We start from the raw sequence: 20153 nt of genomic DNA on the forward strand, positions 1-20153 counted from the left end.
GCCATCCCACGCTTGAAAAAGGCGTGGTGGTGGGCGCAGGCGCCAAAGTGTTAGGGCCTTTCACGGTGGGTGAGGGGGCCAAAATTGGCTCCAATGCGGTGGTTACCAAAGCAGTGCCAGCCGGAGCCACTGCGGTTGGCAACCCCGCTCGCATGATTGTAAAAAGCGAAGCGGGTGACAACATGCCCACGGGTGCGGCAAAAACCAAAGAGGAATTTGCAGCCTACGGTGTGTCTAAAAATGGCGATGACCCCTTGATTAAGGCCATGCACGGTTTGATTGACCAAGCCATTGCACAGCAACAACGCATCGATGAGTTGGAGCGGCGCTTGGGTGATGGGCAGGCAAAATCGGCAGAACCCAAGCAGTCTGATTGTGAAGACCTGAAAGCGCTCAACAAACTGGTGGACAATTAAGCCATTTTTAATGGCGGATTGCGTTCATCGGAACACTGTTAACTGGAATTCGCCGCTGTGCTTGAGGGTGAGGTACCCGCCCTTGGCGCTTTGTTGGTTGGGTGTGTCGTAATTCCAATCGGGCAACACAATGCGCATGCCGTCACGGATGGTGCCTTCTTGGCTGATGGCTTTGGGCGCTGCCAAAGGGCTTTCCGCTGTGTGCACAGCGCATCGGTGCGTATGGCCATGCAAAATTGTGTGGCATTTGCCCACAAAATAGCCATCAGGCCACCGGCCAGCATAGGCCTGTTTCACGGCTTGCGCGTTCACATCCATGATTGCCATGGCGGTGTTGGATTTGTGGGTCTTGCTCTCGGTGCGGATCCCCTGTGCAATTGCCAGGCGTTGCGAGCGTGGTTTGGCTAAAAAATCGGCTTGCCAGGTTTCATCCCGGCTTAGTTGGCGAAATTGCTGGTACGCCTTGTCGTCTGTGCAAAGCTGGTCGCCATGCGTAATCAAAACAATCCCGCCCTGGGTTTGAACAAACTCTGGGTCAGGGAGCAGCTCGAAGTCACCGTCACCCGCAAAGCGTTCGCCAATCAAAAAATCGCGGTTGCCGTGCATGAAAAACACGCGAGCTCCTGCCTGGCGAGCTGCTCGGGTGGCGCGTGCCACCCGGTGAGGCACCTCGTCGTCGTGGTCGTCCCCGCACCACACCTCAAACACATCCCCCAACAAAAACACAAGGCTTTGTGGTTGAGCAACGCTGGCGATCCAATGTTCAAAGGCCTCCAGCGTTTTCGGGGTGTGCTCGCTTAAATGCAGGTCAGAGGCAAAGTGGGCTGCCCCTTGGGCGGGGATCTCTATCAAGATTCAGGCTTACAGCACTTCAACGCTTTGGATCACCACGTCATCGGCTGGCACATCCTGGTGGAAGCCTTTGGATGTGGTGCGCACGGTGACGATTTTATCGACCACGTCGGTGCCTTCGGTGACCTTGCCAAAAACGCAGTAACCCCATCCTTGTGGCGTGGGGCTCTTGAAGTTCAGGAACTCGTTGTTCTCGGTATTGATGAAGAACTGAGCCGTCGCAGAATGCGGATCGTTGGTGCGGGCCATGGCGATGGTGTATTTGTCGTTTTTCAGGCCATTGTCCGCTTCGTTTTTAACTGGTGACTTGGTGGCTTTTTGCTTCATCCCGGGCTCAAAACCACCGCCTTGAATCATAAAGCCATTGATTACACGGTGAAAAATGGTGTTGCTGTAAAAGCCACTTTTGGCATATTCCAAAAAGTTGGCCACGGTGGCGGGGGCTTTTTCAGCATTCAGCTCAATGGTGATGTCGCCAAAGTTTGTTTTAAGTTTAACCATGTGTCGTTTTTTCGTTTTTGCAAACGCAGTGTGAATTGAAGAGAACCCGATGCTAGCAGTAAATGCTGTCAGCATCGACCATTTGAGAAAAACCCGTTTGTTTTGGATCACGGCTGTGCCTTCTGTCAAAGTTGCTGTGAGTCTTCTTGAACAATTTTCCAGCTGGTGCCCACTTTCATCCAATACTGCTGTTTGCGGGTTTTGCCGGAAAGTTTGTCTTTTTGAACAAAAGACATGACCATCATGTCTTTGTCGCTGGGGTAACGCATCACGGACAGGTCTTCAATCCGGATATCGCCAAAAGATTTGCTGTTGACCTGCTTGGCTTGTTGCCATTCCATCAGGTCCATGCCGTCAATTTTCACGGTGCTGGCATAGTGGTAAATGCCTTTCGAAAAGCCCTTTTCAAGGTCTTCTTCCCAGGTTTTTACCATGCGAAGAATGGCGCTGCGGTGGCTTTTCCACACCTCAATGGGCACAAAATCCAGGCGCTCACTGATCACCACTTGCGTGGTACCCACGTCCACAAATTGTTTGAGGGCCAGCAGATCCTGGTTGGCCAGCACCACGCAGCCATCGCTGGCTTTTGGGGGGCGGCTGGCGTATTGCCTGGGCATGCCGTGCAACCAAATGCCGTAGCCGGTTTTGCCCAAGCGCTTGTCCCAAGCGTTGGGGTAATCAATCGGCAAGGCAATGGGACCATAAAAATCGGTCAGTTTTTCTTTGGGCAGCAGTTCTGTGATGGTGTAGACGCCAATTGGCGTGCGCTTGTCTCCCTCGCGCTCTTTCACAGCCCCCATTTTGCCTTGCGACACGTAAAAATCGGTGACCAGGCGGGGGGCAGGGAAGCTGTTTTCGTACAAGAACAGCCGCGAACGTGAGGTGTCCACCAAGATGACAAATTTTTGATCTTCCCGAAGTTGCACCAATTCCGAGGGCAGCAGGTCCTTTTGAGGGCGGTCTTTCACTGCTTTAAAGCGCGCCACCGCTTCTTCCCGAAGTTCACGTAATTCATTCAGTTTAGACTTTGGCACATCGGGAATGTCGCCTATTTCCCGAACGGGGCGACCAGCTTTCAGCGAGAGAATGTCACCGCGCAGCATGTGACCCAAATGAAAGTTTGGAAACTCGGTCACCAATCGATTGGCCACCTCCAGCGCAGCATTCAGGTCGTTTGCACTGAGCGCGTTGTAAATGCTCTCGACGGCCGTGTCGATGACAGGTTTGTAGCTCTGCCGCTCAAACAACTGGCTAGCCAGCGTGTTACTGCTGCTGTTTTGTGGGTAACTGTAAGCAGCCAAGGCCACCCCGGCCATTGGATCGTGCGGGGCAAACGATGGGGCGGCTGTCAAGCCCCAAAACACCAACGGGGTGGCTAACTTAAGCAAGCTGCGGCCAACCCCATGAACAACTCGGCCTTGCATTTACCCGCCCACCTGCTCGCTGGTGATTTTCCAAGTGCCGTCTTCTTGCTTCATGGTCAGGGTTTTGCTGGACACATTGTTCAAACGGTTGGAAAAGTAGCTTTGCTTAAACTTCACCACTGCGGTGTCACCCGTGATGGTAATCAGGGGGTTTTCAACGACTACGCGAATGGTTTCTTTGCCGACAATACGCTGCTCGCGCATTTTTTCCCAATTGGCGCGGCTCATGTTGCCTGGTGTATTGAAATCTTGGCTATACGAGCCCAGGTAGCCCGCCATATCTTGGTCAGACCAAGCCTTTGCCCATTTTTCGACCGAGGCCAACACGGCGCTGTCCATGCCAATGGTGTTGGGCTTGGCGGCTGGCGCAGGTTTGCTGGCCGGTGCAGAAGGCGTAGCCGCTGGGGTGGCCGGCACGGGCGGCGTTGGGGCTGCAGCCACCGCCACAGCAGGTGCTTCAGCGACCACAGGCGGTTTGGGCTCGGGTGCGGCTGGTTTGGTCTCTACAGGCTTGGACGCAGGTTTGGAAGCGGGCTGAGCTGCGGCCACTTGCGTGGACGCTTGGCCGCCAATCAAGTTGCGAACCATCGACAACTTGGTTTGTGCCGTGGAATTGCGTGCATCGAGTTGAAGGGCTTTGTCGTACGATTGGCTTGCCAACTTGGCGTACACATCGCCCAGGTTTTCGTGGGCGGTTGCATAGCTTGGGTGGGTGCGAATAGCCATTTCGAGTGATTCGCGGGCTTTTTCATATTCGCCACGGCCTGCATACAGCACCGCCAGATTGTTGTAGGGCTCTGGTAGCTCTGGGTAGTCTTCTGTGAGTTTGGTAAATACTGTGATGGCCTCGCCGATTTTGTTGCGCTCGGTGAGGATAAGACCTTTCAAGAAACGCATTTGCGCATCGTTGGGGCGGTTGGCCAAAAATGCGTCTGCACGGGCAAGGGCTTGATCGAACTGGCCCTGCTGAATCAAACGGCTGACCTCATCGGCTTCATTGGCCATGCTGGGTGCTGCACCGGCAACGGCCAGGCCCAACAGGGCGCACAAAAGTGCCGTTTTGCCTCTGGAAAAGAAACTGCTGTGCTTGGTTTTGTTCGCCTGCATTCGATGGTGCCTTTGCGGGTAACCCCGGTTCGTCGGATTGGTGGGTAAATCTGAAACTTGGTAGATGATATACTCGAGCGCTATTGTAACAAGCCCCACGCCGGGTTGATTGGAAATCTCCCTACATCGGGCTTTGCCAATCGGTCGCGCTGGGTCGCAAAGCCCTTGAAAGGCAACTCTGCCTGTTTCAAACGCCTCATGAAATCGTCTCTCCAACTTTACAACTCAATTCTAAGGAAAAAGCAGGCTTTTTCGCCCATCAACCCCGAGAATGTTCGCATGTATGTGTGCGGCATGACGGTATACGACTACTGTCACCTTGGCCATGCTCGTGTGATGGTGGTGTTTGACCTGCTCAAGCGTTGGCTGCGGGCCAGCGGCTTCCCTGTCACTTATGTGCGCAACATCACCGACATCGACGACAAAATCATTCGCCGTGCACTGGAAAACGGGGAAAGCATCCGAAGCCTCACCGATCGCTTTATTGCCGCCATGCACGAAGATGCGGATGCCTTGGGCATTGAGCGCCCCGACCATGAACCCCGCGCCACCGAGTATGTGGCCCAAATGCAGGGCATGATTCAAACCCTGATGGACAAGCGCTTGGCTTACAGGGACGAATCAGGTGATGTGAATTTTTCGGTTCGGGCATTTCCCGAGTATGGTCGTTTGTCGGGCAAAAGTCTGGACGAATTGCGTGCCGGTGAGCGGGTGGGGGTCTCTGGCAGCAAGCAAGACCCCTTGGACTTTGTGTTGTGGAAGAGTGCCAAGCCCGAAGAGCCTGCCGATGCCAAGTGGGCATCACCATTTGGCGAGGGCCGCCCCGGTTGGCACATTGAATGCTCGGCCATGAGCTGCGAGTTGTTGGGCAATACCTTTGATATTCATGGGGGTGGTGCCGATTTGCAATTTCCCCACCACGAAAACGAAATCGCTCAGAGCGTGGGCGCCACTGGCGAGGGCTTTGCCCAGGTCTGGATGCACAACGGTTTTGTTCGGGTAGAGACCAATGGCCAGTCCGAAAAAATGTCGAAGTCCCTGAACAACTTCTTCACCATTCGCGATATTTTGGCTGCCTACGATGCGGAGGTGGTCCGTTTTTTCATTCTTCGCGCCCAATACCGCAGCCCTCTCACCTACTCTGAAGCCCATTTGCAGGACGCCAAAGCCGCCTTGGGCCGTTTGTACAATGCCGTGGGCGAGGCGGTGGCGGTGGACGCCATCAATTGGGAACTGGATTACGAATCCCGTTTTGCCCAAGCCATGAACGATGACATGAATACCCCAGTGGCGGTGGCTGTGTTGTTTGAAATGGCCAACGAGATCAATCGCAGCCAAGACGCTAAGCTGGCCGCTCGCCTAAAAGCGTTGGGTGGCGTGCTCGGCCTGTTGGGCCGCAGCGCCAGCGTGTTCGGTAAAGCCACGGTGGGTCAGCAAGAAGGGTTGAGCGAGGCGGACATTGAAACCATGATTGCCGCCCGCGCCCAGGCCAAGGCTGACCGGGATTTTGCCAAAGCCGATGCCATTCGCAAGCAGTTGCTGGAGCAGGGCGTTGTGCTCGAAGACAAGCGGGGTGGTGCCACGGAATGGCGGCGCGCCTGAATCGCGACCCGCAAGCCCCGCCGTATTGGCAAGAGGCCTGCCAAGCGCTTTCCGCGCTTCACCCAACCTGGGCTCGGCTCATCGCCACATACCCCGAGCGCGCATTGCGCTCGCGGGGGGCGCCTTTTGAAACCTTGTTAAGGTCCTTGGTGGGCCAGCAAATTTCGGTCAAGGCCGCTGAGGCGGTGTGGGGCAGGGTGTTGCTCACCATGGGCGGCTCTGTCAGCAGCGCAACAATCCTGGGCCTGTCCGAGGAAGCGCTGCGAGCAACCGGCCTTTCTCGCCAAAAAGTGTTGTATGCCAAGGCTTTGAGCGAGTTCGATCAGGCGGGTGAGTTAAGCTTGAGTCGTCTGGCGGCCTTGGATGATTCTGCCTGCATACACCACCTGTGCCGGGTGAAGGGTATCGGACCGTGGACCGCCCAAATGTTTTTAATGTTTGGTTTGCGCAGGCCAGATGTTTGGCCGGTGGATGACATTGGGGTGCAACGTGGCATCTCCATGCAATTTTTCGATGGGCAGCCCATCGGACCCAAAGAAGCACTACAATTCGGGGAAAAATTAAAACCATGGAGGACCGTGGCAGCGTGGTATTTATGGCGCAGCCTGGACCCCGCCGTGGTGGATTATTAAGAGAACCTCATGAAGCAAACATTTCTGGATTTTGAAGCCCCCATCGCCGAGCTCAAGAACAAGATTGAAGAGTTGCGATTGGTGCAAGACGGCTCAGCGGTTGATATTTCTGAAGAAATTCGCCGTCTGGAGGCCAAAAGCGAAGGCTTGACCAAAGAACTCTATGCCAAGCTCACGCCTTGGCAGGTGTCACAGGTTGCTCGCCACCCGCAGCGCCCCTACACACTGGACTACATCGAACACGCCTTCACCGACTTCCACGAACTGCATGGGGATCGTCATTTTGCTGACGATCCATCCATCGTGGGTGGCCTGGCTCGGTTGGATGGCGAGGCCGTGATGGTGATTGGCCATCAAAAAGGCCGTGATGTGAAAGAGCGCACACGCCGGAACTTCGGCATGTCTCGCCCCGAGGGTTACCGCAAGGCATTGCGTCTGATGAAAACCGCTGAGAAGTTTGGCATGCCGATCGTGACCTTGGTTGACACTCCGGGCGCTTACCCCGGCATTGATGCGGAAGAGCGTGGCCAGTCGGAGGCGATTGGCAGAAACCTCATCGAAATGGCCCAAATTGAAGTGCCCATTGTGAGTGCAATCATCGGCGAGGGTGGCTCTGGCGGTGCCTTGGCCCTGGCAGTGGCCGATCATGTGATCATGCTGGAATACGCCACGTATTCGGTGATCTCACCCGAAGGCTGTGCCTCCATCTTGTGGCGTAGCGCCGAGCGGGCCGCCGACGCAGCGGAAGCCTTGGGCATCACGGCCAAACGGCTGCGAGACCTTGGTCTGGTACAAGAAATTGTAAAAGAGAGCTTTGGGGGCGCGCATCGGGACCACAAGCAAACGGCGCAGAACCTGAAGGTGTCCATCAAGGCTGCACTGAACATGCTGACCACCTACAAACCCAAAACCTTGCTGGACGCGCGGCACGACCGATTGATGAGTTACGGGCACTTCAAAGTGTCGCGTTAAAGGGGGGCAGGTGCGGGCCGGTGACCCTTCTTCCGGTGTTCTAGAGGCGATTGCGTCGTTTGTTGGCAAGGCCTCACCAATGCCCCAACCGTGGGTGCTCGCTTTTTCTGGCGGTCTGGACTCCACCGTTCTTTTGCATGCCTTGGTCAAGGCCGGGGTGGCGGTGCAGGCCCTTCATGTGAATCATCATCTTCAGGCTGCCGCCCAAGACTGGCCACACCACTGCAGGCAATTTTGCGAGAGCTTGGGGGTTCCGCTTGATGTGCTCGATGTGACGGTGAACCTTAATAAAGCGAGCATGGAGGCCCAGGCACGCAATGCCCGTTACCAAGCCATGGGTCGCTGGATGCAGCGCAAAAACTTCGCCTTGCTGCTGTGCGCACATCACCAGGACGATCAGCTGGAGACCGTGTTGATTCAGCTTCTGCGTGGTCAGGGTCTGCGCGGCATGGCCGGCATGGCGACCATCGGTGGCTGGCCGGTTGGAGCGACAGCATCCACAACTTACGATGATCTAAAGATTGGCAGGCCTTTGCTTGGTCTTGGTCGTCAAGCCTTGGAGCACTATGCAAGCCAGCACCATTTGCCCCACATAGAAGACCCCAGTAACAACAACACTGACATTCGACGCAATTGGGTGCGACACGAGTTGTTGCCATCGCTGCAGCAGCACTTTCCCCAAGCCCGTGCTGGTTTACTGAATTTGAGTGAGTTTTTTCAGGCACACTACTTGGGCGTGGATGAACACGTCGCTCAGGCCATGCAGGGTGTAAGCCCGGTTTCACATCAGCTTGATCTATTGGCTTGGCGCGGCCTGGCTCCCCCCCTGCAGGCCGAGGTATTAAAAGCCTGGCTGCAACAACAAGGCGGGCGCTGCAGCAAACCACAGTTGCTAGAACTTCAGCGGCAATTGAATTTGCCTCAAGGTGGGCGCAGGCAGGTGTGTGGTCACTGGTGGGTGCGTGTGAGCAAGCACCGAGCAAGTTTTAACGTCAACAAGGAGAGGTTTTGACGCTGCCAGATTTGAATCAGATTGATCCCGAACAAATTGCTCAATGGCTTGAAGCCACCGGGCAGTTCAAAGTACTGCGTCGCATTGCTCAGCGCGACCACTTTGGTGGCGAAGTTCAGCAACGGGTGCGGGTGCTGGTGCTGGACACAGAAACCACGGGCCTGGACTTCGAAACCAGCGAGCTGATTGAAGTGGGCGCCATTTTGTTGGAAGTGGATCGCGACACCGGCGCGATTGGTGCCCAACTCGGCAGTTTTGGTGGTCTGGAGCAACCCAAAAAGCCCATCAGCCCTGAAAACACCGCCATTCACGGCATCACCAACGACATGGTGCAAGGCCTGACCTTCGATGAGGCGGCTTTCCAGGTGCTTTGTGAACAGGCCCAGTTGTTCATTGCGCACAACGCGGCTTTCGATAAGCCATTTTTATTGCGCCGTTTTCCCTGGCTGGAAGGCACTGTGTGGGCTTGTACATTCAAAGAAATTCCTTGGGCCCAAGAGGGATATTCAGGCAGGAAGCTTGAGTTTTTGCTGGCCGATTGTGGCTATTTTCACGGTGCTCACCGGGCTGTGGAAGATTGCAATGCCCTGGCGCATGTGCTGGCAGCCCCTTTAAAAAGCTCTCACCGCCTGCCCATGCAAGTGTTGTTCGAGAGTGCGAACGAATCCATCTATCAAATCGCCGCGCTCAAGGCCCCTTTTAATAAAAAGGACTTCCTGAAAGCCAAGGGGTTTCGCTGGAATGCGGAAGATCGGGTCTGGGAAATTGAGGCGGTTGGTTTTGCAGAGGGCAAAGAAATCATCGAATGGTTGCGTGAGCAGGTGTATTGCACCACCAACAAAATCATGTTGGGCTTCCGAATCCAAGCCGGTGCCGAACGCTACTCGGGTGGGGCCGTCCGCCAGCAGTTCAAAGAGGTCTAAGCGCAGTGGCTCGCATCTACCCCAGTGACTACGAGGGCCCCTTGCTTGATGGGGCGGCAGCCCGCGAGCGCGATGTGCTAAAAAGCCTTCAACTGGGGTTGGACGACAATCACACTGTTTACCACGGCCTGCACTGGTCGCGCATTGAGCATGGTTTGACCGTTTTGGGGCGATTTCAGTTTTTGGTGCTTTGCCCGAATGGCCTGGTGGTGGCCATTGTGATGAAAACCGGCCTGCTTAAGCTGGATGAAGGCAGGCTCTTGAAGCAGTTGGGCAATGAACAGCAAGACCTCGCCAACGCCATGGCCGAACAGGCCGAGTTGCTTAGCCATCGTTTTGAAGCGCAGCACGGCGGAACCCTGCACGTTGAAAGCCTATTGTTCTGCCCCGACTTCACGGTGCCAGCGCTGAATGGACTGGTGTTACAGGCCGAGCGAATCGTTGATGCCAGGCGCAAAGACAAATTGGCCGAGGTGATTGACTCAATTGGCCAAGCCTTGCCCAACCCAATCCATTCGCCCAGTCGAGTGCATGCATTTTTAAGCAATCAGCTCAAGCTGGTGCCCGAGGTGGGGGCACTCACCCAGGCTGCGGAGTCTTTGGTGACCCGCTTGGGGTTGGGTTTGAACGAGTGGGTGCAACGTTTGCATTTTGAGCCTTTTCGTCTAAGGGTGGTTGGCACTGCAGGCAGTGGTAAATCCCAGCTTGCGTTGGCCGAGGTGCTGCGCAACGCGCAAGCCAAAGGCCGCACCCTTTATGTGTGCTACAACCGCCCACTGGCCTCCCACATGGCGCTGCAGTTGCGGCACCTCCAGGCCTTGGGTGCATCGGCTTTTAATTTTCATGCCCTGTGCGATCGCATGCTTCGCGATGCCGGCCAGGAGCCAGATTACTCTCAACCCGGTGTGTTTCAAGCCCTGCCTGCCCGAGTGATGGCCTTGCCAGAGGACCGACGCTGGGTGTTTGATTTGATCGTGGTGGACGAGGGCCAGGATTTTGAACCAGCCTGGCTGGAGGTGCTCACTCGCTGTGCCCACCCCAAAACCCGTTGGCTTTGGCTCGAAGACCCCAGCCAAAACCTGTACGACAAACAGCCAGTTGAATTACCCGGCTGGGTTAGCCTTAGCAGCCCCATGAACTACCGCAATCCGAGGCGTGTGGTCGATGCTTTGCAGTTGATGAGCCGCGCATTTGATTTGGGGCAGCAAGGCGCCCCTTCGGTAGAAGCTGCCTGCCCATTGGAGGGTCTGCCCATCGAGTTGATGACCTACGATGATGAAGAGGGTTTAATCACCACCACGGCCAAGGCCATCACCTTTTGCCTAAAACAGGGGTTTTCCAGGGACAACCTCGTGGTGCTCACTTTGCGGGGCCATGAAAAATCGCGCGTATTGAGCAAAAACAAACTCGGCCCACATTCGCTGCGGCACTTCACGGGGCAGTACGATGACAAAGGCGCTCAGCTTTTTACAGAGGGCTCGGTGTATGCCGAATCGGTGTACCGATTCAAAGGCCAGAGTGCCCAGGCCGTGGTGGTTACCGAGTTGGAATTCGAGTCCTTTGATCTGCCCAGCTACCGCAAGCTGTTTGTGGCCATGACCCGTGCCAAGGTGATGTTGGTGCTGGTCGGGCAAACCCGAGTCGTTCAACGATTGGGCCAGGCCTTGGGGCCCATGCACACTCACTCTTGAATGCGCCACTGCCCGGCTTGTTCAGAGCAGGCCTCGCCTCGGAATTTGTTTTTTTCACCGTTACTCACGATAACCCCAAGGTAGGTGCGGCAGGTGTCTGTTTTAGCACCTGGGGCCAAGTACACCCCCGCACCGCTGGCTGGGTTGCGCCAACGCACCGCTTGACCCGATGGCACCAGTTCCAGAGTGTGCCCAAAGCAAAGCGCATCCAGAGCATGGCTGGTCGCAGAGTCGGCTTTGCCTTCAAAGATAGCGAGAAACGCAGGTGTTAGCTCCACAGTGGCCATGTTCTGTAAACCAGGCTGCACTGAAGACGCGTCGACAGGGTTGGATGCATTGCATTGACCACGCAATACGCCGTGATCATCGGCCCAGGTTTTGCCGGTGTAACCGATGAAGGGCCGGGCGTGAGCAGGCATCGCCAGGCTTGCAGCCCCAATGCCGAGGGCGCAGAATCCGGTAAGCAGGCAGTTCTTCAGGTTGGGCATGGGCAAGCGAAACACGGAGTGGCCGACAGACATGGGTAAAACGGAGCAAATGTGAATTTCGTTGACCCTTTAAGTGTATCTTTTTATTAGTCATAAAACACAGTAAATTTTCCTGGAGTGCCTACGAAAATGACCTATAGAGGTAAAAACGTGTCGGCCCTGGAATTGGGTGCTGGCGCGCTGGCCATGCTGCCCGATGTACCGCGCATACTGCCCAAACTATTGAAAATGGCCGTGTTGCGGCCAGAATCCCGGCGCTCGCTGGGGTTAGAGTTCCAGAATGCTGCACGTCAATATGCAGACCGCCCCTTTTTGAGGTTTGAAAACGCCCAGTGGACATATGCACAGGCCAATGCCCAGGTCAACCAAATGGCCCGTGGCCTGGCCAGTTTGGGGTTGAAAGCGGACGATGTGGTGGGCTTGTTGGCCGACAATCGGCCTTCTTTGTTGCTGGCCGTGTTGGCCTGTACCAAATTGGGTTGCGTGGCGGCCTTGTTGAACCCTCATCAGCAGGGTCGTGTGTTGGCCCACAGCATTGGTTTGGTTCAACCCAAGGTGATTCTATGCAGTCAAGAGGGCCTTGCATTGTTGAGCTCGTTGAAGGTGGAGCATCCCCGGTCGCTCGATGGTGTGGAGTGTTTGGTGTTGGATGCAGCTTCGGGCAGCCTTCCCAATTCAGATTTCAAAAGCGCTTGGGTCGATCAAGCCCCCCATGATTTGCCGCAAACTGACCATGTGCTGGCCAAGCAACCTTGTTTTTATATTTTTACCTCGGGCACCACCGGCCTGCCCAAAGCCTCGGTCATGACCCATTACCGCTGGCTACAGGCCATGAGCGGTTTGGGCAGCGCAGTGCGGCTAGGCAGCAGTGATGTGCTGTATTGCTGTTTGCCCCTGTACCACAACAATGCGCTTACCGTGTCCCTCGGGGTTACGCTGGCGGGTGGGGCATGCTTTGCACTGGATGGGAAATTCAGCGCCAGCCGGTTTTGGCAACGCATACGCCATCACAAGGCCACTGCCTTTTGCTACATCGGCGAACTGCTTCGGTATTTGCTGAATCAGCCCAAAGGGGTTGATGATCAAAACCATGAGGTACGCCTTATCTTGGGCAATGGTTTAAGGCCCGAGATTTGGAGAGAGTTTGAGGAGCGTTTTGGCATAGAGCACATCTATGAGTTTTATGGTGCGAGCGAATCCAACCTCGGTTTTATGAACACATTTGGCCTTCGTGAAACGGTGGGGTTTTCGCCCATTCCTTTCGAGGTGGTGGCGTGCGACCCGGACACTGAGCAGCCCATTCGCACCCCCCGTGGGCGTTGCAAAAAAGTGGCGCGTGGTGAGGTTGGTTTGTTAATCAGCGAAGTGACCCCCTTGCGCCCATTTGATGGTTACACCGACCCCAAGGCCAACGAGGCAAAGCTGCTGCGCGATGTGTTTAAAAAAGGCGATTGTTGGTTTAATTCTGGCGACTTGGTGCGCAGGCAGGGCTGGCAGCATATTCAATTTGTTGACCGCTTGGGCGATACATTTCGCTGGAAAGGCGAGAACGTGTCCACCTCGGAAGTGGAGGGTGTGCTGGCCCGTGTGCCTTGGCTGGCCGATGCTGTGGTGTATGGCGTGCAGGTGCCCGGGCAGGACGGTCGCGCTGGAATGGCGGCACTCACATTGAAGCCAGGCTGCCAGTTTGACGGGCCAGCCTTGGCGCACCACCTAAGCCGCGAGTTGCCCAGCTACGCGGTGCCTTTGTATGTGCGAATTTTGCCGAAATTAGAAACCACAGGCACATTCAAACATCAAAAAGCCACCTTGAAAAAACAGGGAATTACCAGCCCAGACCTGACCAGCCCTGTATACGCACTCAACCCCGACAAAAGCGACTATTTGCCACTGGCCGCACGGGTTTGAGCCGGGATGTGGTCAGCTTGTTTTGCGCTGACCAGGTCTACGATCAACCCAAGAGAATCCTCGTTGTACAGCATGCCACTGTGTGACACTCGGCTATTGGGCAGGAAATCTTGGATGTAGAGGTTTCGCACGCCGGGTTCGCGAACAAACTGGGACTCGACTGGCAGCACCACTTTGTCGTTTTTTGTGGCCACCACGGTGTATTTCACAGTGGGCACGGTGATTGGTCCATTGCGCAGTCGTTTAAGAAGCTCTGAATCCGGGTGCTGGTCTGCGCAGGCGGTGCAATAATCCACTGCCTCACGGTTTGGGGTTTTGGAGATCACAGTGCCGCCCACACTGGGTGCCAGCGCTACAAAATGTGCCACATCTAAATGGCCCCCCAACATTTTGATGTAATAAAAACCAAGTAGCCCCCCCTGGGAATGCCCCACCAAGGTGACTCTTTGTACGCCAGTGGCGCCTTTGACCGATCGCACAAACTCAGCAATTTCAGCGGCCGATTGATCCACCGCATTCAAGCCTTTGAACCATGTGTCGGCGCTGGCGCCGTAGTCCAGCGAGTACACACACATGCCTGTGTTGGCCAATGCTGGCCCCAATGCACCAAAGGAATACATGGTGTTGGAAAATGTACCATGGACCAGCACCACCACGCCTTGGCCGTGGGCGGGCCGGCAGGCCCAGTTGTTGACCCCATCGGGCACGGTTTGGCCAGCAAGGACGTGGCTTAAAAATGAACTGGTCCAGTTTGATTTGGCGGGGTGGGGCTCACCCATGGCCTGGGTGGAACACCCAGTTGCAAGGCTGAGTAGGGCGATTGGCACCAACAACAGCGCAGCGCGTAGAACGCGCATGAAGTTTACTTGAGGTGGTAGAACCGTCATGTTTGATTGCCCCAGCTGCGTAAAAAACACCAACGACTTAATTGGACCAAAATTGAAGCAGGGGGTTCTGTAAAGCGCCCCAAAGCAAAAACAAGGCCCCGCCGAGTTCGGCTGCGACCAGGGCCAGCATGAAGGCCATTAAGCCACCCCGTGGCATGGGCATGCGCCCCATTCGATGTGGCTGTGCCATTTGATTGGCAGGGCCCTGCAAAATGGCTTGAAGCAAGTAGCTGCCCACTGCCAACCAAAAAAAAGCGATGGCCAGCGCAGCAGCAATAAAGTTCTGGTTGGAAGGAAACACGCTGAATTTGGAAAGCACCGCCAGGGTGATGCAGGCAAAGCCATACATCAAGCTCGCCCGGTGAGCGATGTCCAGGTAAGGGTGTGCCTCGCCTTTGGGGCTGGTCCACATTTGTGCGAATTTCCACAGGCCGCTGAGCAGACCGACGGCCAAAAAAAGGCCAGCGTTCACAATGGCAAAAGCGGTGGAGGGAGCGACTTCAACATAGTTGGGCATCATGGCGGGCCGGGTGAGTGGGGGTTAGTCGAAATTGGTGGCCCTCTTTGTGGGAAAGACGCTGGCCACAAAAAATACTTTAATGAATGAACACAACACACCGGGAGTTTGCCATGGATGACTTAAGCAATATTGTGGGCGCCACTCAGTCTGTGGACACCTTGGTGTCAAAGCGCGAATGGCTGGTCGGCGTATTGGGCGCCATGGTGTGTTACGCCTCCATTTTGTGGCTGCTATAAAGTAAAAAGCCCTCGAGCATCGTCGAGGGCTTTTCCAGCCACTGGTGTAATCAACTTACAACAAATTACACAGAAGCCTTGGGGGTAGCGGCAGCACGCTTGGCACGTGGAGCTGCTTTCTTGGCGGCAGGCTTCTTGGCAGCGGTTTTCTTGCCTTCAACCTTGGCACCAATTTTCTGGAACAGTTGCTCAGCGATTTGCTCAGCTTGCTCGATGGCGGGCTTCAGGGCTTCGTTTTTTTTGGCCTGTTCCAAAGCGCTCACGCCCATGGTGATGGCGTTTTCTGTCAGCGATTCAGCCTGGGACAAAGCCAGCGCAGCGTAAGAGAAGCCTTTGTCGATTACAACGGGCAGTTGGGTTTCGAACAGCTCAACGCCTTTCTGTGTGTAGGCTTGGCTCACGCCCACTACCTTTTCCAAACCTTGCTTGATTTCGGTGCGAGTGCTTACAACGATGGGCTTGTCAGCCAAAGGCAGCTTTTCAGCGGCGGTGAAGGCGTTGCCCAGACCTTGGGACAACAGACCAAACTGGGCTTGCACGAGGCTGTTCAGAGCCTTGGAAGCGGCCTGGTGTTGGGCCTTCAGTTCAGAGTTGGTTTTGGTAAGCAGCTCAGCTGTTTTCTCGAAAGCGTACATCGCAATTCTCCTTGGGTAGCGGGTGATCAAGTTTCGTGACACTTCGCACTATAGGGAACTCGATTACGCACGGAAAGGTTTTGAAACTGAGGCTCTACACTAAAAAACTGCGTAGAGGCCTCAGATTCAAGGGTGTGCGCTTAGTCAGAACCTCGCACGGCCGCGATGGGTTGCGGCGCAGGTTTGCCTTTGAAGACCTTGTTCAACACCAGCGCGGCGGTGGCCAGCACAGCGCCTGCGATGTCGGTGTACAAGCCACCTTCGATCATGCACAGCGCAGCCACCAGCAACACGGCACGCACCACCCAATTCGATTGAGCGCCCAGGAACCAGCCCTGAATGGACGAGGCCAGGAAGAACACACCGATACAAGCGGTGACGAATGCGCGCAGAATAACGCTCCATTCCCCTTCCATGAGCAAGGCCGCATTGTAGAAGAACATGAAGGGAACAATGAAGGCTGTGAGCCCAATTTTGAACGACGTGAACGAGGTTTCCATTGCGTTGGCGTTGGAAATGCCCGCCGCCGCATAAGAAGCCAGGGCCACTGGGGGCGTAATCGCAGAAATCACCGCGAAGTAGAACACAAAGAAGTGTGCCACCAAAGGCTGAATGCCAAGCTCAATCAGGCCAGGCGCTACCACCGAGGCGGCCACAGCGTAGGCGGCCGTGGTGGGCATGCCCATGCCCAGCAAAATGGCAATACACATGGCAAAAAACAAGGCGATCAGCTGCGAGTTTTCTGCGATCTCCAACAGGATGGAAGAGAAACGAGCTCCCACGCCAGTGAGCGCAATAACCCCCACAATGATGCCAGCGCATGCACACACGGTGATGATCTGGATGGACATGACGCCGGCCAGGTCGAATGCCTTGAAGATGGACTTGGGTCCCATTTTGATGGGCGAAAGCCAACTGACCACTGCAGCGGCCGCTGTGGCCAAGGTGCCTGCGCGAATCACTGAATAACCCATGAACAAGGCGCCGATCAGGATGATGATGGGGATGAACAGGTAGACCTGCTTGACCATCTTGGCAAACCGCGGAAGCTCATCTTGGCGCATGCCACGCATGCCCAATTTGGCCGCTTCAAAGTCCACCATCAGGTAAACCGAGAAGAAGTAGAGCACGGCCGGAATGATGGCCGCCACTGCGATGTCGGAATACGGAATGCCCGTGATTTCGGCCATGATAAACGCGCCCGCCCCCATGATAGGCGGCATGATTTGACCGCCGGTGGATGCTGCAGCTTCTACGGCACCGGCTGTGCGGCCGCTGTAGCCCACTTTCTTCATAAGCGGAATGGTAAGCGAACCCGTGGCCACCACATTGCCTGCGCTCGTGCCGTTGATCATGCCCATCAAGCCGCTGGCAAACACAGCCACCTTGGCAGGGCCGCCGCGTGCACGGCCTGCTGCGGCAAAGGCAAAGTTCACAAAATAGTCACCTACCTTGGAAGCCTGCAAAAAGGCTGCAAACACGATGAACAGAATGATGTAGGTGGATGACACCGCTGTGGTGGGGCCCAAGATGCCCGCATCGGTGTAAACGTAAGAAAAGAACCGCGTGAAGTCAAAGCCCTTGTGGTGCAGGAAGCCAGGCAGGTAAGGACCAACGAATGAATAAACCACAAAAATAAGGGCAATCACAATGAGTGCATTGCCGGCCACCCGGCGGGTGAGCTCAAGAATAAGGGCCAAACCAACAAAAGCGGCATAGGCATTGCCGGGCGCAGCAAACGGAGTGCCTGCGCGCATGCGCAGCGCTGTGCCATCCAGGTGCACCAGCAAATAGGCTGTGCTAGCCAAGGTACACAAGATGAGCGTGGCATCCAGCCAGTTGAATTTGCTGCCCTCGGTGCGTAAAAACCACGATGCCAAGATGCTCCCGATGGTGGCTACAGCCAATGGCAAACCATAATGGTCAACGTCCATGTCAGGCGAGATCATTTCGCCAGCGGCAATCATTTGCTGCATTTGATAGACCGTGAACAGCGCATACAGGGCGGGTAGTGCGAGCAGCACCGCCAAGGCTTGTATCAGCTTTGGGTTGCCACGGGCGGGTTTGTCAAGGTTGGCAGAAGAATAGGCAACAAAGCCCAGGATGAGCGCCCCGGCCACGTGCATGATGCGGAAGGTCCAGGTTTCTACCGGGGACACGTTCAAGGTGAACACGTGGAAAAACGCATACGCTGCCGATATGAACGAGACAAACAGTGCAGCCTTGTTGGCAAAGGTACGCTGGTTGCTTGCAGATGGCTCGTCGTCAACGCCTTGGGCGATGATGATCTCGTCGGGCGAGCTTGAAGAATTGCTGGTGTTGGACATGGTCGATACCGTAGTGTGAGAGACGTCTCAAAGGCCACGGCGCCAGGCGGGAACAGATGTAACCCAGCGCCGGGAAGCACCGCCGGTGACAGGCGGTGCCAGGCAGTGCATTACTGCTTGTACTTCAGGTTGTCAGGGATTTTGTAGCCCTTTTCCTCGTAGTACTTGGCTGCACCTGGATGGAATGGGATGAAGGTGTTTTTGTCCCAGTTTTCGGCCAAGGTGGTGCGGGCACCCTTGTGGATGTTCATCATCTTGGGGTTGTTGTCCAAGACGGCCTTGGTGGCTTCATACACAAAGTCGGCGGGCAAATCACAGTTGGCGATGGAGTAGTTCCACATCGACACGGCGCGAGCGTCTTTGGTCAGGGTTTTGTAGGTGTTGGCCTTGATGGGGAATGCCGACACAGGGTAGGTGTCGATAATCTTCTGCTGCTCTTCGGGTGTGAACTCGATGATGTTGATCTTGGTTTGCACTTCCAACTGGGTGACTGCGGGAATAGGCACACCGGCGGCAAATGCCACCACATCGATCAGGCCGTCTTGCAACTGGCCACCCAGATCGCTCCACCCGCCGTTGCGGCGTTCAAACTTGACACCCAGGGTTTCAAGCATTTTGGGGAAATAGGTGTCTGAAGTGGAGCCAGCGGGGCCGAAGCCAATTTTGGCGCCAGCGGGAATGTCCTTGATCGACTTGATGCCGCTGGAGGACAGCACGGTCACCGAGAACGGTGTTTCGTACATGGGGAACATGGCACACACTTTGTTCATTTTCAGGCCGGGAGCCAGCGGGCTTTTGCCATCTAGCGCTTCACGGGCTGGGCCCATGGTGGTCATGCCAAAGGCCAGCTTGCCGGTATGAACCAGAGCGAGGTTTTGTGTGGGGCCGCCGGTTACTTCAGCGCCGCCGGTGAGGCCGAGGGTTTCGGCCACCAAGTTGGCCCAACCAGCGCCGTAGGCATAGTAGGTACCGCCTTGGGAGGCTGTGCCCACGGTGAAGCTTTTGGGCCATTTGGATTTATCAGCGTGGGCAGGGCCCAGGGCCAGAGCGGCCAAACCAAGTGCAACGGCAGACTTCGCCAGAATTGCTTTCATTGTCATCCCCTATGTTGTTAGGTCATTGCGTGCGCAAACAGGGTGTGTTGCGCCGAAAGTTCATTCTTAAAATGAATGAGAGGTGTGCAGTAAAACACCCTCGTAATGTCACCAATTCAAGCTTTACAGACAATACGGGATGTCCGCATACGGGTTTTCCTCAAATAATGTGTTCATTAAATGAACGGTTATGAATGGAAATGTGGTCGAGGGTGAAGGTTTTGGGCACAGGGTGTAAAATGCCGGGTTTTTGTGCCCAAAGGCCTTTGCGCTGTGTCCATCGAATCCGAAGTAAAACGTCGTCGCACGTTTGCAATCATTTCCCACCCCGACGCGGGCAAAACCACGCTGACTGAAAAGCTGCTGCTGTTTGCAGGCGCCATTCAGATTGCGGGCAGCGTGAAGGCTCGCAAAGCCAGCCGCCACGCCACCTCCGACTGGATGGAAATTGAAAAGCAGCGTGGCATTTCGGTGGCCAGTTCGGTCATGCAGATGGAGTATCGCGACCAAGTGATCAACCTGCTCGACACACCAGGCCACCAAGACTTTTCGGAAGACACTTACCGGGTGCTCACGGCCGTGGATGCCGCTTTGATGGTGATTGATGCGGCCAATGGTGTGGAACCGCAAACCCTTCGCCTGATTGAGGTGTGCAGGGCGCGCAACACACCCATCATCACCTTTGTGAACAAAATGGACCGGGAAGTGCGCGATCCACTGGAATTGATGGACGAAATCGAAAGCACCTTGGGCATACCCTGTGTTCCATTTGCATGGCCTGTGGGGCAGGGCAAGCGCTTCCACGGAATTTTTGACATCCGAAAAAACCACATGCGTGTATTTACCCCTGGTGCCGACCGCAGGCGTGAGGACGATGAGGTGATTGCGGGTGATAACCGTGAACTGTTGCGCCAGCGGTTAGATCG

The 20153-nt window shown here is 55.5% G+C and carries 20 protein-coding genes; 10 read left to right on the forward strand and 10 right to left on the reverse strand.

Annotated elements, in window-relative coordinates; translation table 11 throughout:
* The coding region (locus ACEQU8_RS10490; RefSeq protein ID WP_370263432.1) for a serine O-acetyltransferase at positions 1 to 416 on the forward strand (416 nt) is incomplete at its 5' end.
* 24 nt (positions 417 to 440) lie between these two features.
* Here the strand turns inward: ACEQU8_RS10490 and ACEQU8_RS10495 are convergent.
* From ACEQU8_RS10495 to ACEQU8_RS10510, 4 genes are all read right to left on the reverse strand, one after another.
* Positions 441 to 1268 (reverse strand): UDP-2,3-diacylglucosamine diphosphatase, encoded by an 828-nt coding sequence (locus tag ACEQU8_RS10495; RefSeq protein ID WP_370263433.1) that lies wholly within the window; start codon positions 1266 to 1268, stop codon positions 441 to 443.
* Between the two features lie 9 nt (positions 1269 to 1277).
* Positions 1278 to 1769, reverse strand: coding sequence for a peptidylprolyl isomerase (locus tag ACEQU8_RS10500; RefSeq protein WP_370263434.1), 492 nt, complete (start codon positions 1767 to 1769; stop codon positions 1278 to 1280).
* A gap of 125 nt (positions 1770 to 1894) precedes the next feature.
* Positions 1895 to 3157 carry a murein L,D-transpeptidase family protein gene (locus ACEQU8_RS10505; protein WP_370263436.1) on the reverse strand — a complete coding sequence of 421 codons (1263 nt, stop codon included), beginning with the start codon at positions 3155 to 3157 and terminating at the stop codon, positions 1895 to 1897.
* Between the two features lie 36 nt (positions 3158 to 3193).
* Positions 3194 to 4300: a tetratricopeptide repeat protein gene (locus ACEQU8_RS10510; RefSeq protein WP_370263437.1), complete on the reverse strand. Its 1107-nt coding sequence runs from the start codon at positions 4298 to 4300 to the stop codon at positions 3194 to 3196.
* Between the two features lie 198 nt (positions 4301 to 4498).
* Between ACEQU8_RS10510 and cysS the strand changes: the two genes are divergently transcribed.
* The 6 genes from cysS to ACEQU8_RS10540 all read left to right on the forward strand — a co-directional run bounded on the left by cysS (position 4499) and on the right by ACEQU8_RS10540 (position 11132).
* Positions 4499 to 5902 (forward strand): cysteine--tRNA ligase, encoded by a 1404-nt coding sequence (cysS, locus tag ACEQU8_RS10515; RefSeq protein ID WP_370263438.1) that lies wholly within the window; start codon positions 4499 to 4501, stop codon positions 5900 to 5902.
* A complete protein-coding gene (locus ACEQU8_RS10520; protein ID WP_370263439.1) occupies positions 5887 to 6534 on the forward strand; it encodes a DNA-3-methyladenine glycosylase in 648 nt (215 codons plus the stop codon). Before cysS ends, ACEQU8_RS10520 begins: the two co-directional genes overlap by 16 nt.
* A 9-nt stretch (positions 6535 to 6543) precedes the next feature.
* Positions 6544 to 7506 (forward strand): acetyl-CoA carboxylase carboxyltransferase subunit alpha, encoded by a 963-nt coding sequence (locus ACEQU8_RS10525; RefSeq protein WP_370263441.1) that lies wholly within the window; start codon positions 6544 to 6546, stop codon positions 7504 to 7506.
* Between the two features lie 79 nt (positions 7507 to 7585).
* Positions 7586 to 8518 carry a tRNA lysidine(34) synthetase TilS gene (gene tilS, locus ACEQU8_RS10530; protein ID WP_370263442.1) on the forward strand — a complete coding sequence of 311 codons (933 nt, stop codon included), beginning with the start codon at positions 7586 to 7588 and terminating at the stop codon, positions 8516 to 8518.
* Complete coding sequence (locus ACEQU8_RS10535) at positions 8515 to 9441, forward strand: 3'-5' exonuclease (RefSeq protein WP_370263443.1); 927 nt, start codon at positions 8515 to 8517, stop codon at positions 9439 to 9441. The genes tilS and ACEQU8_RS10535 overlap by 4 nt, the downstream gene beginning before the upstream one ends.
* 5 nt (positions 9442 to 9446) lie before the next feature.
* A complete protein-coding gene (locus ACEQU8_RS10540) occupies positions 9447 to 11132 on the forward strand; it encodes an ATP-binding domain-containing protein (protein WP_370263444.1) in 1686 nt (561 codons plus the stop codon).
* On the opposite strand, the gene ACEQU8_RS10545 is transcribed toward ACEQU8_RS10540, so the two are convergent.
* A complete protein-coding gene (locus ACEQU8_RS10545) occupies positions 11123 to 11653 on the reverse strand; it encodes an RT0821/Lpp0805 family surface protein (protein ID WP_370263446.1) in 531 nt (176 codons plus the stop codon). The two genes, ACEQU8_RS10540 and ACEQU8_RS10545, sit on opposite strands and share 10 nt — an antisense overlap.
* Positions 11654 to 11749: 96 nt before the next feature.
* Here ACEQU8_RS10545 and ACEQU8_RS10550 point away from each other — a divergent pair, with 96 nt between their 5' ends.
* A complete protein-coding gene (locus tag ACEQU8_RS10550) occupies positions 11750 to 13528 on the forward strand; it encodes a long-chain-acyl-CoA synthetase (RefSeq protein ID WP_370263447.1) in 1779 nt (592 codons plus the stop codon).
* On the opposite strand, the gene ACEQU8_RS10555 is transcribed toward ACEQU8_RS10550, so the two are convergent.
* Positions 13501 to 14415, reverse strand: coding sequence for an esterase/lipase family protein (locus tag ACEQU8_RS10555; RefSeq protein ID WP_370263449.1), 915 nt, complete (start codon positions 14413 to 14415; stop codon positions 13501 to 13503). The genes ACEQU8_RS10550 and ACEQU8_RS10555 overlap by 28 nt on opposite strands.
* Positions 14416 to 14452: 37 nt before the next feature.
* Positions 14453 to 14935, reverse strand: coding sequence for a hypothetical protein (locus ACEQU8_RS10560; RefSeq protein WP_370263450.1), 483 nt, complete (start codon positions 14933 to 14935; stop codon positions 14453 to 14455).
* A gap of 110 nt (positions 14936 to 15045) precedes the next feature.
* Here ACEQU8_RS10560 and ACEQU8_RS10565 point away from each other — a divergent pair, with 110 nt between their 5' ends.
* Entirely contained in the window at positions 15046 to 15171 is a 126-nt protein-coding gene (locus tag ACEQU8_RS10565; RefSeq protein WP_370263452.1) for a hypothetical protein, read from the forward strand.
* A 65-nt stretch (positions 15172 to 15236) separates the two neighbouring features.
* Here ACEQU8_RS10565 and ACEQU8_RS10570 read toward each other — a convergent pair whose 3' ends face one another.
* The 3 genes from ACEQU8_RS10570 to ACEQU8_RS10580 all read right to left on the reverse strand — a co-directional run bounded on the left by ACEQU8_RS10570 (position 15237) and on the right by ACEQU8_RS10580 (position 19227).
* A complete protein-coding gene (locus tag ACEQU8_RS10570; protein ID WP_370263453.1) occupies positions 15237 to 15806 on the reverse strand; it encodes a hypothetical protein in 570 nt (189 codons plus the stop codon).
* A 140-nt stretch (positions 15807 to 15946) separates the two neighbouring features.
* The gene (locus ACEQU8_RS10575; RefSeq protein WP_370263454.1) at positions 15947 to 18133 is read right to left on the reverse strand and encodes a TRAP transporter permease; all 2187 of its coding nucleotides are present in this window, start codon (positions 18131 to 18133) and stop codon (positions 15947 to 15949) included.
* A 110-nt stretch (positions 18134 to 18243) separates the two neighbouring features.
* Entirely contained in the window at positions 18244 to 19227 is a 984-nt protein-coding gene (locus tag ACEQU8_RS10580; RefSeq protein ID WP_370263455.1) for a TAXI family TRAP transporter solute-binding subunit, read from the reverse strand.
* Between the two features lie 273 nt (positions 19228 to 19500).
* Between ACEQU8_RS10580 and ACEQU8_RS10585 the strand changes: the two genes are divergently transcribed.
* Positions 19501 to 20153: GTP-binding protein (locus ACEQU8_RS10585; RefSeq protein ID WP_370263457.1), on the forward strand; the 653-nt coding region annotated here is incomplete at its 3' end.

This window comes from Limnobacter sp., assembly GCF_964228395.1.
GTDB lineage: Bacteria > Pseudomonadota > Gammaproteobacteria > Burkholderiales > Burkholderiaceae_B > Limnobacter.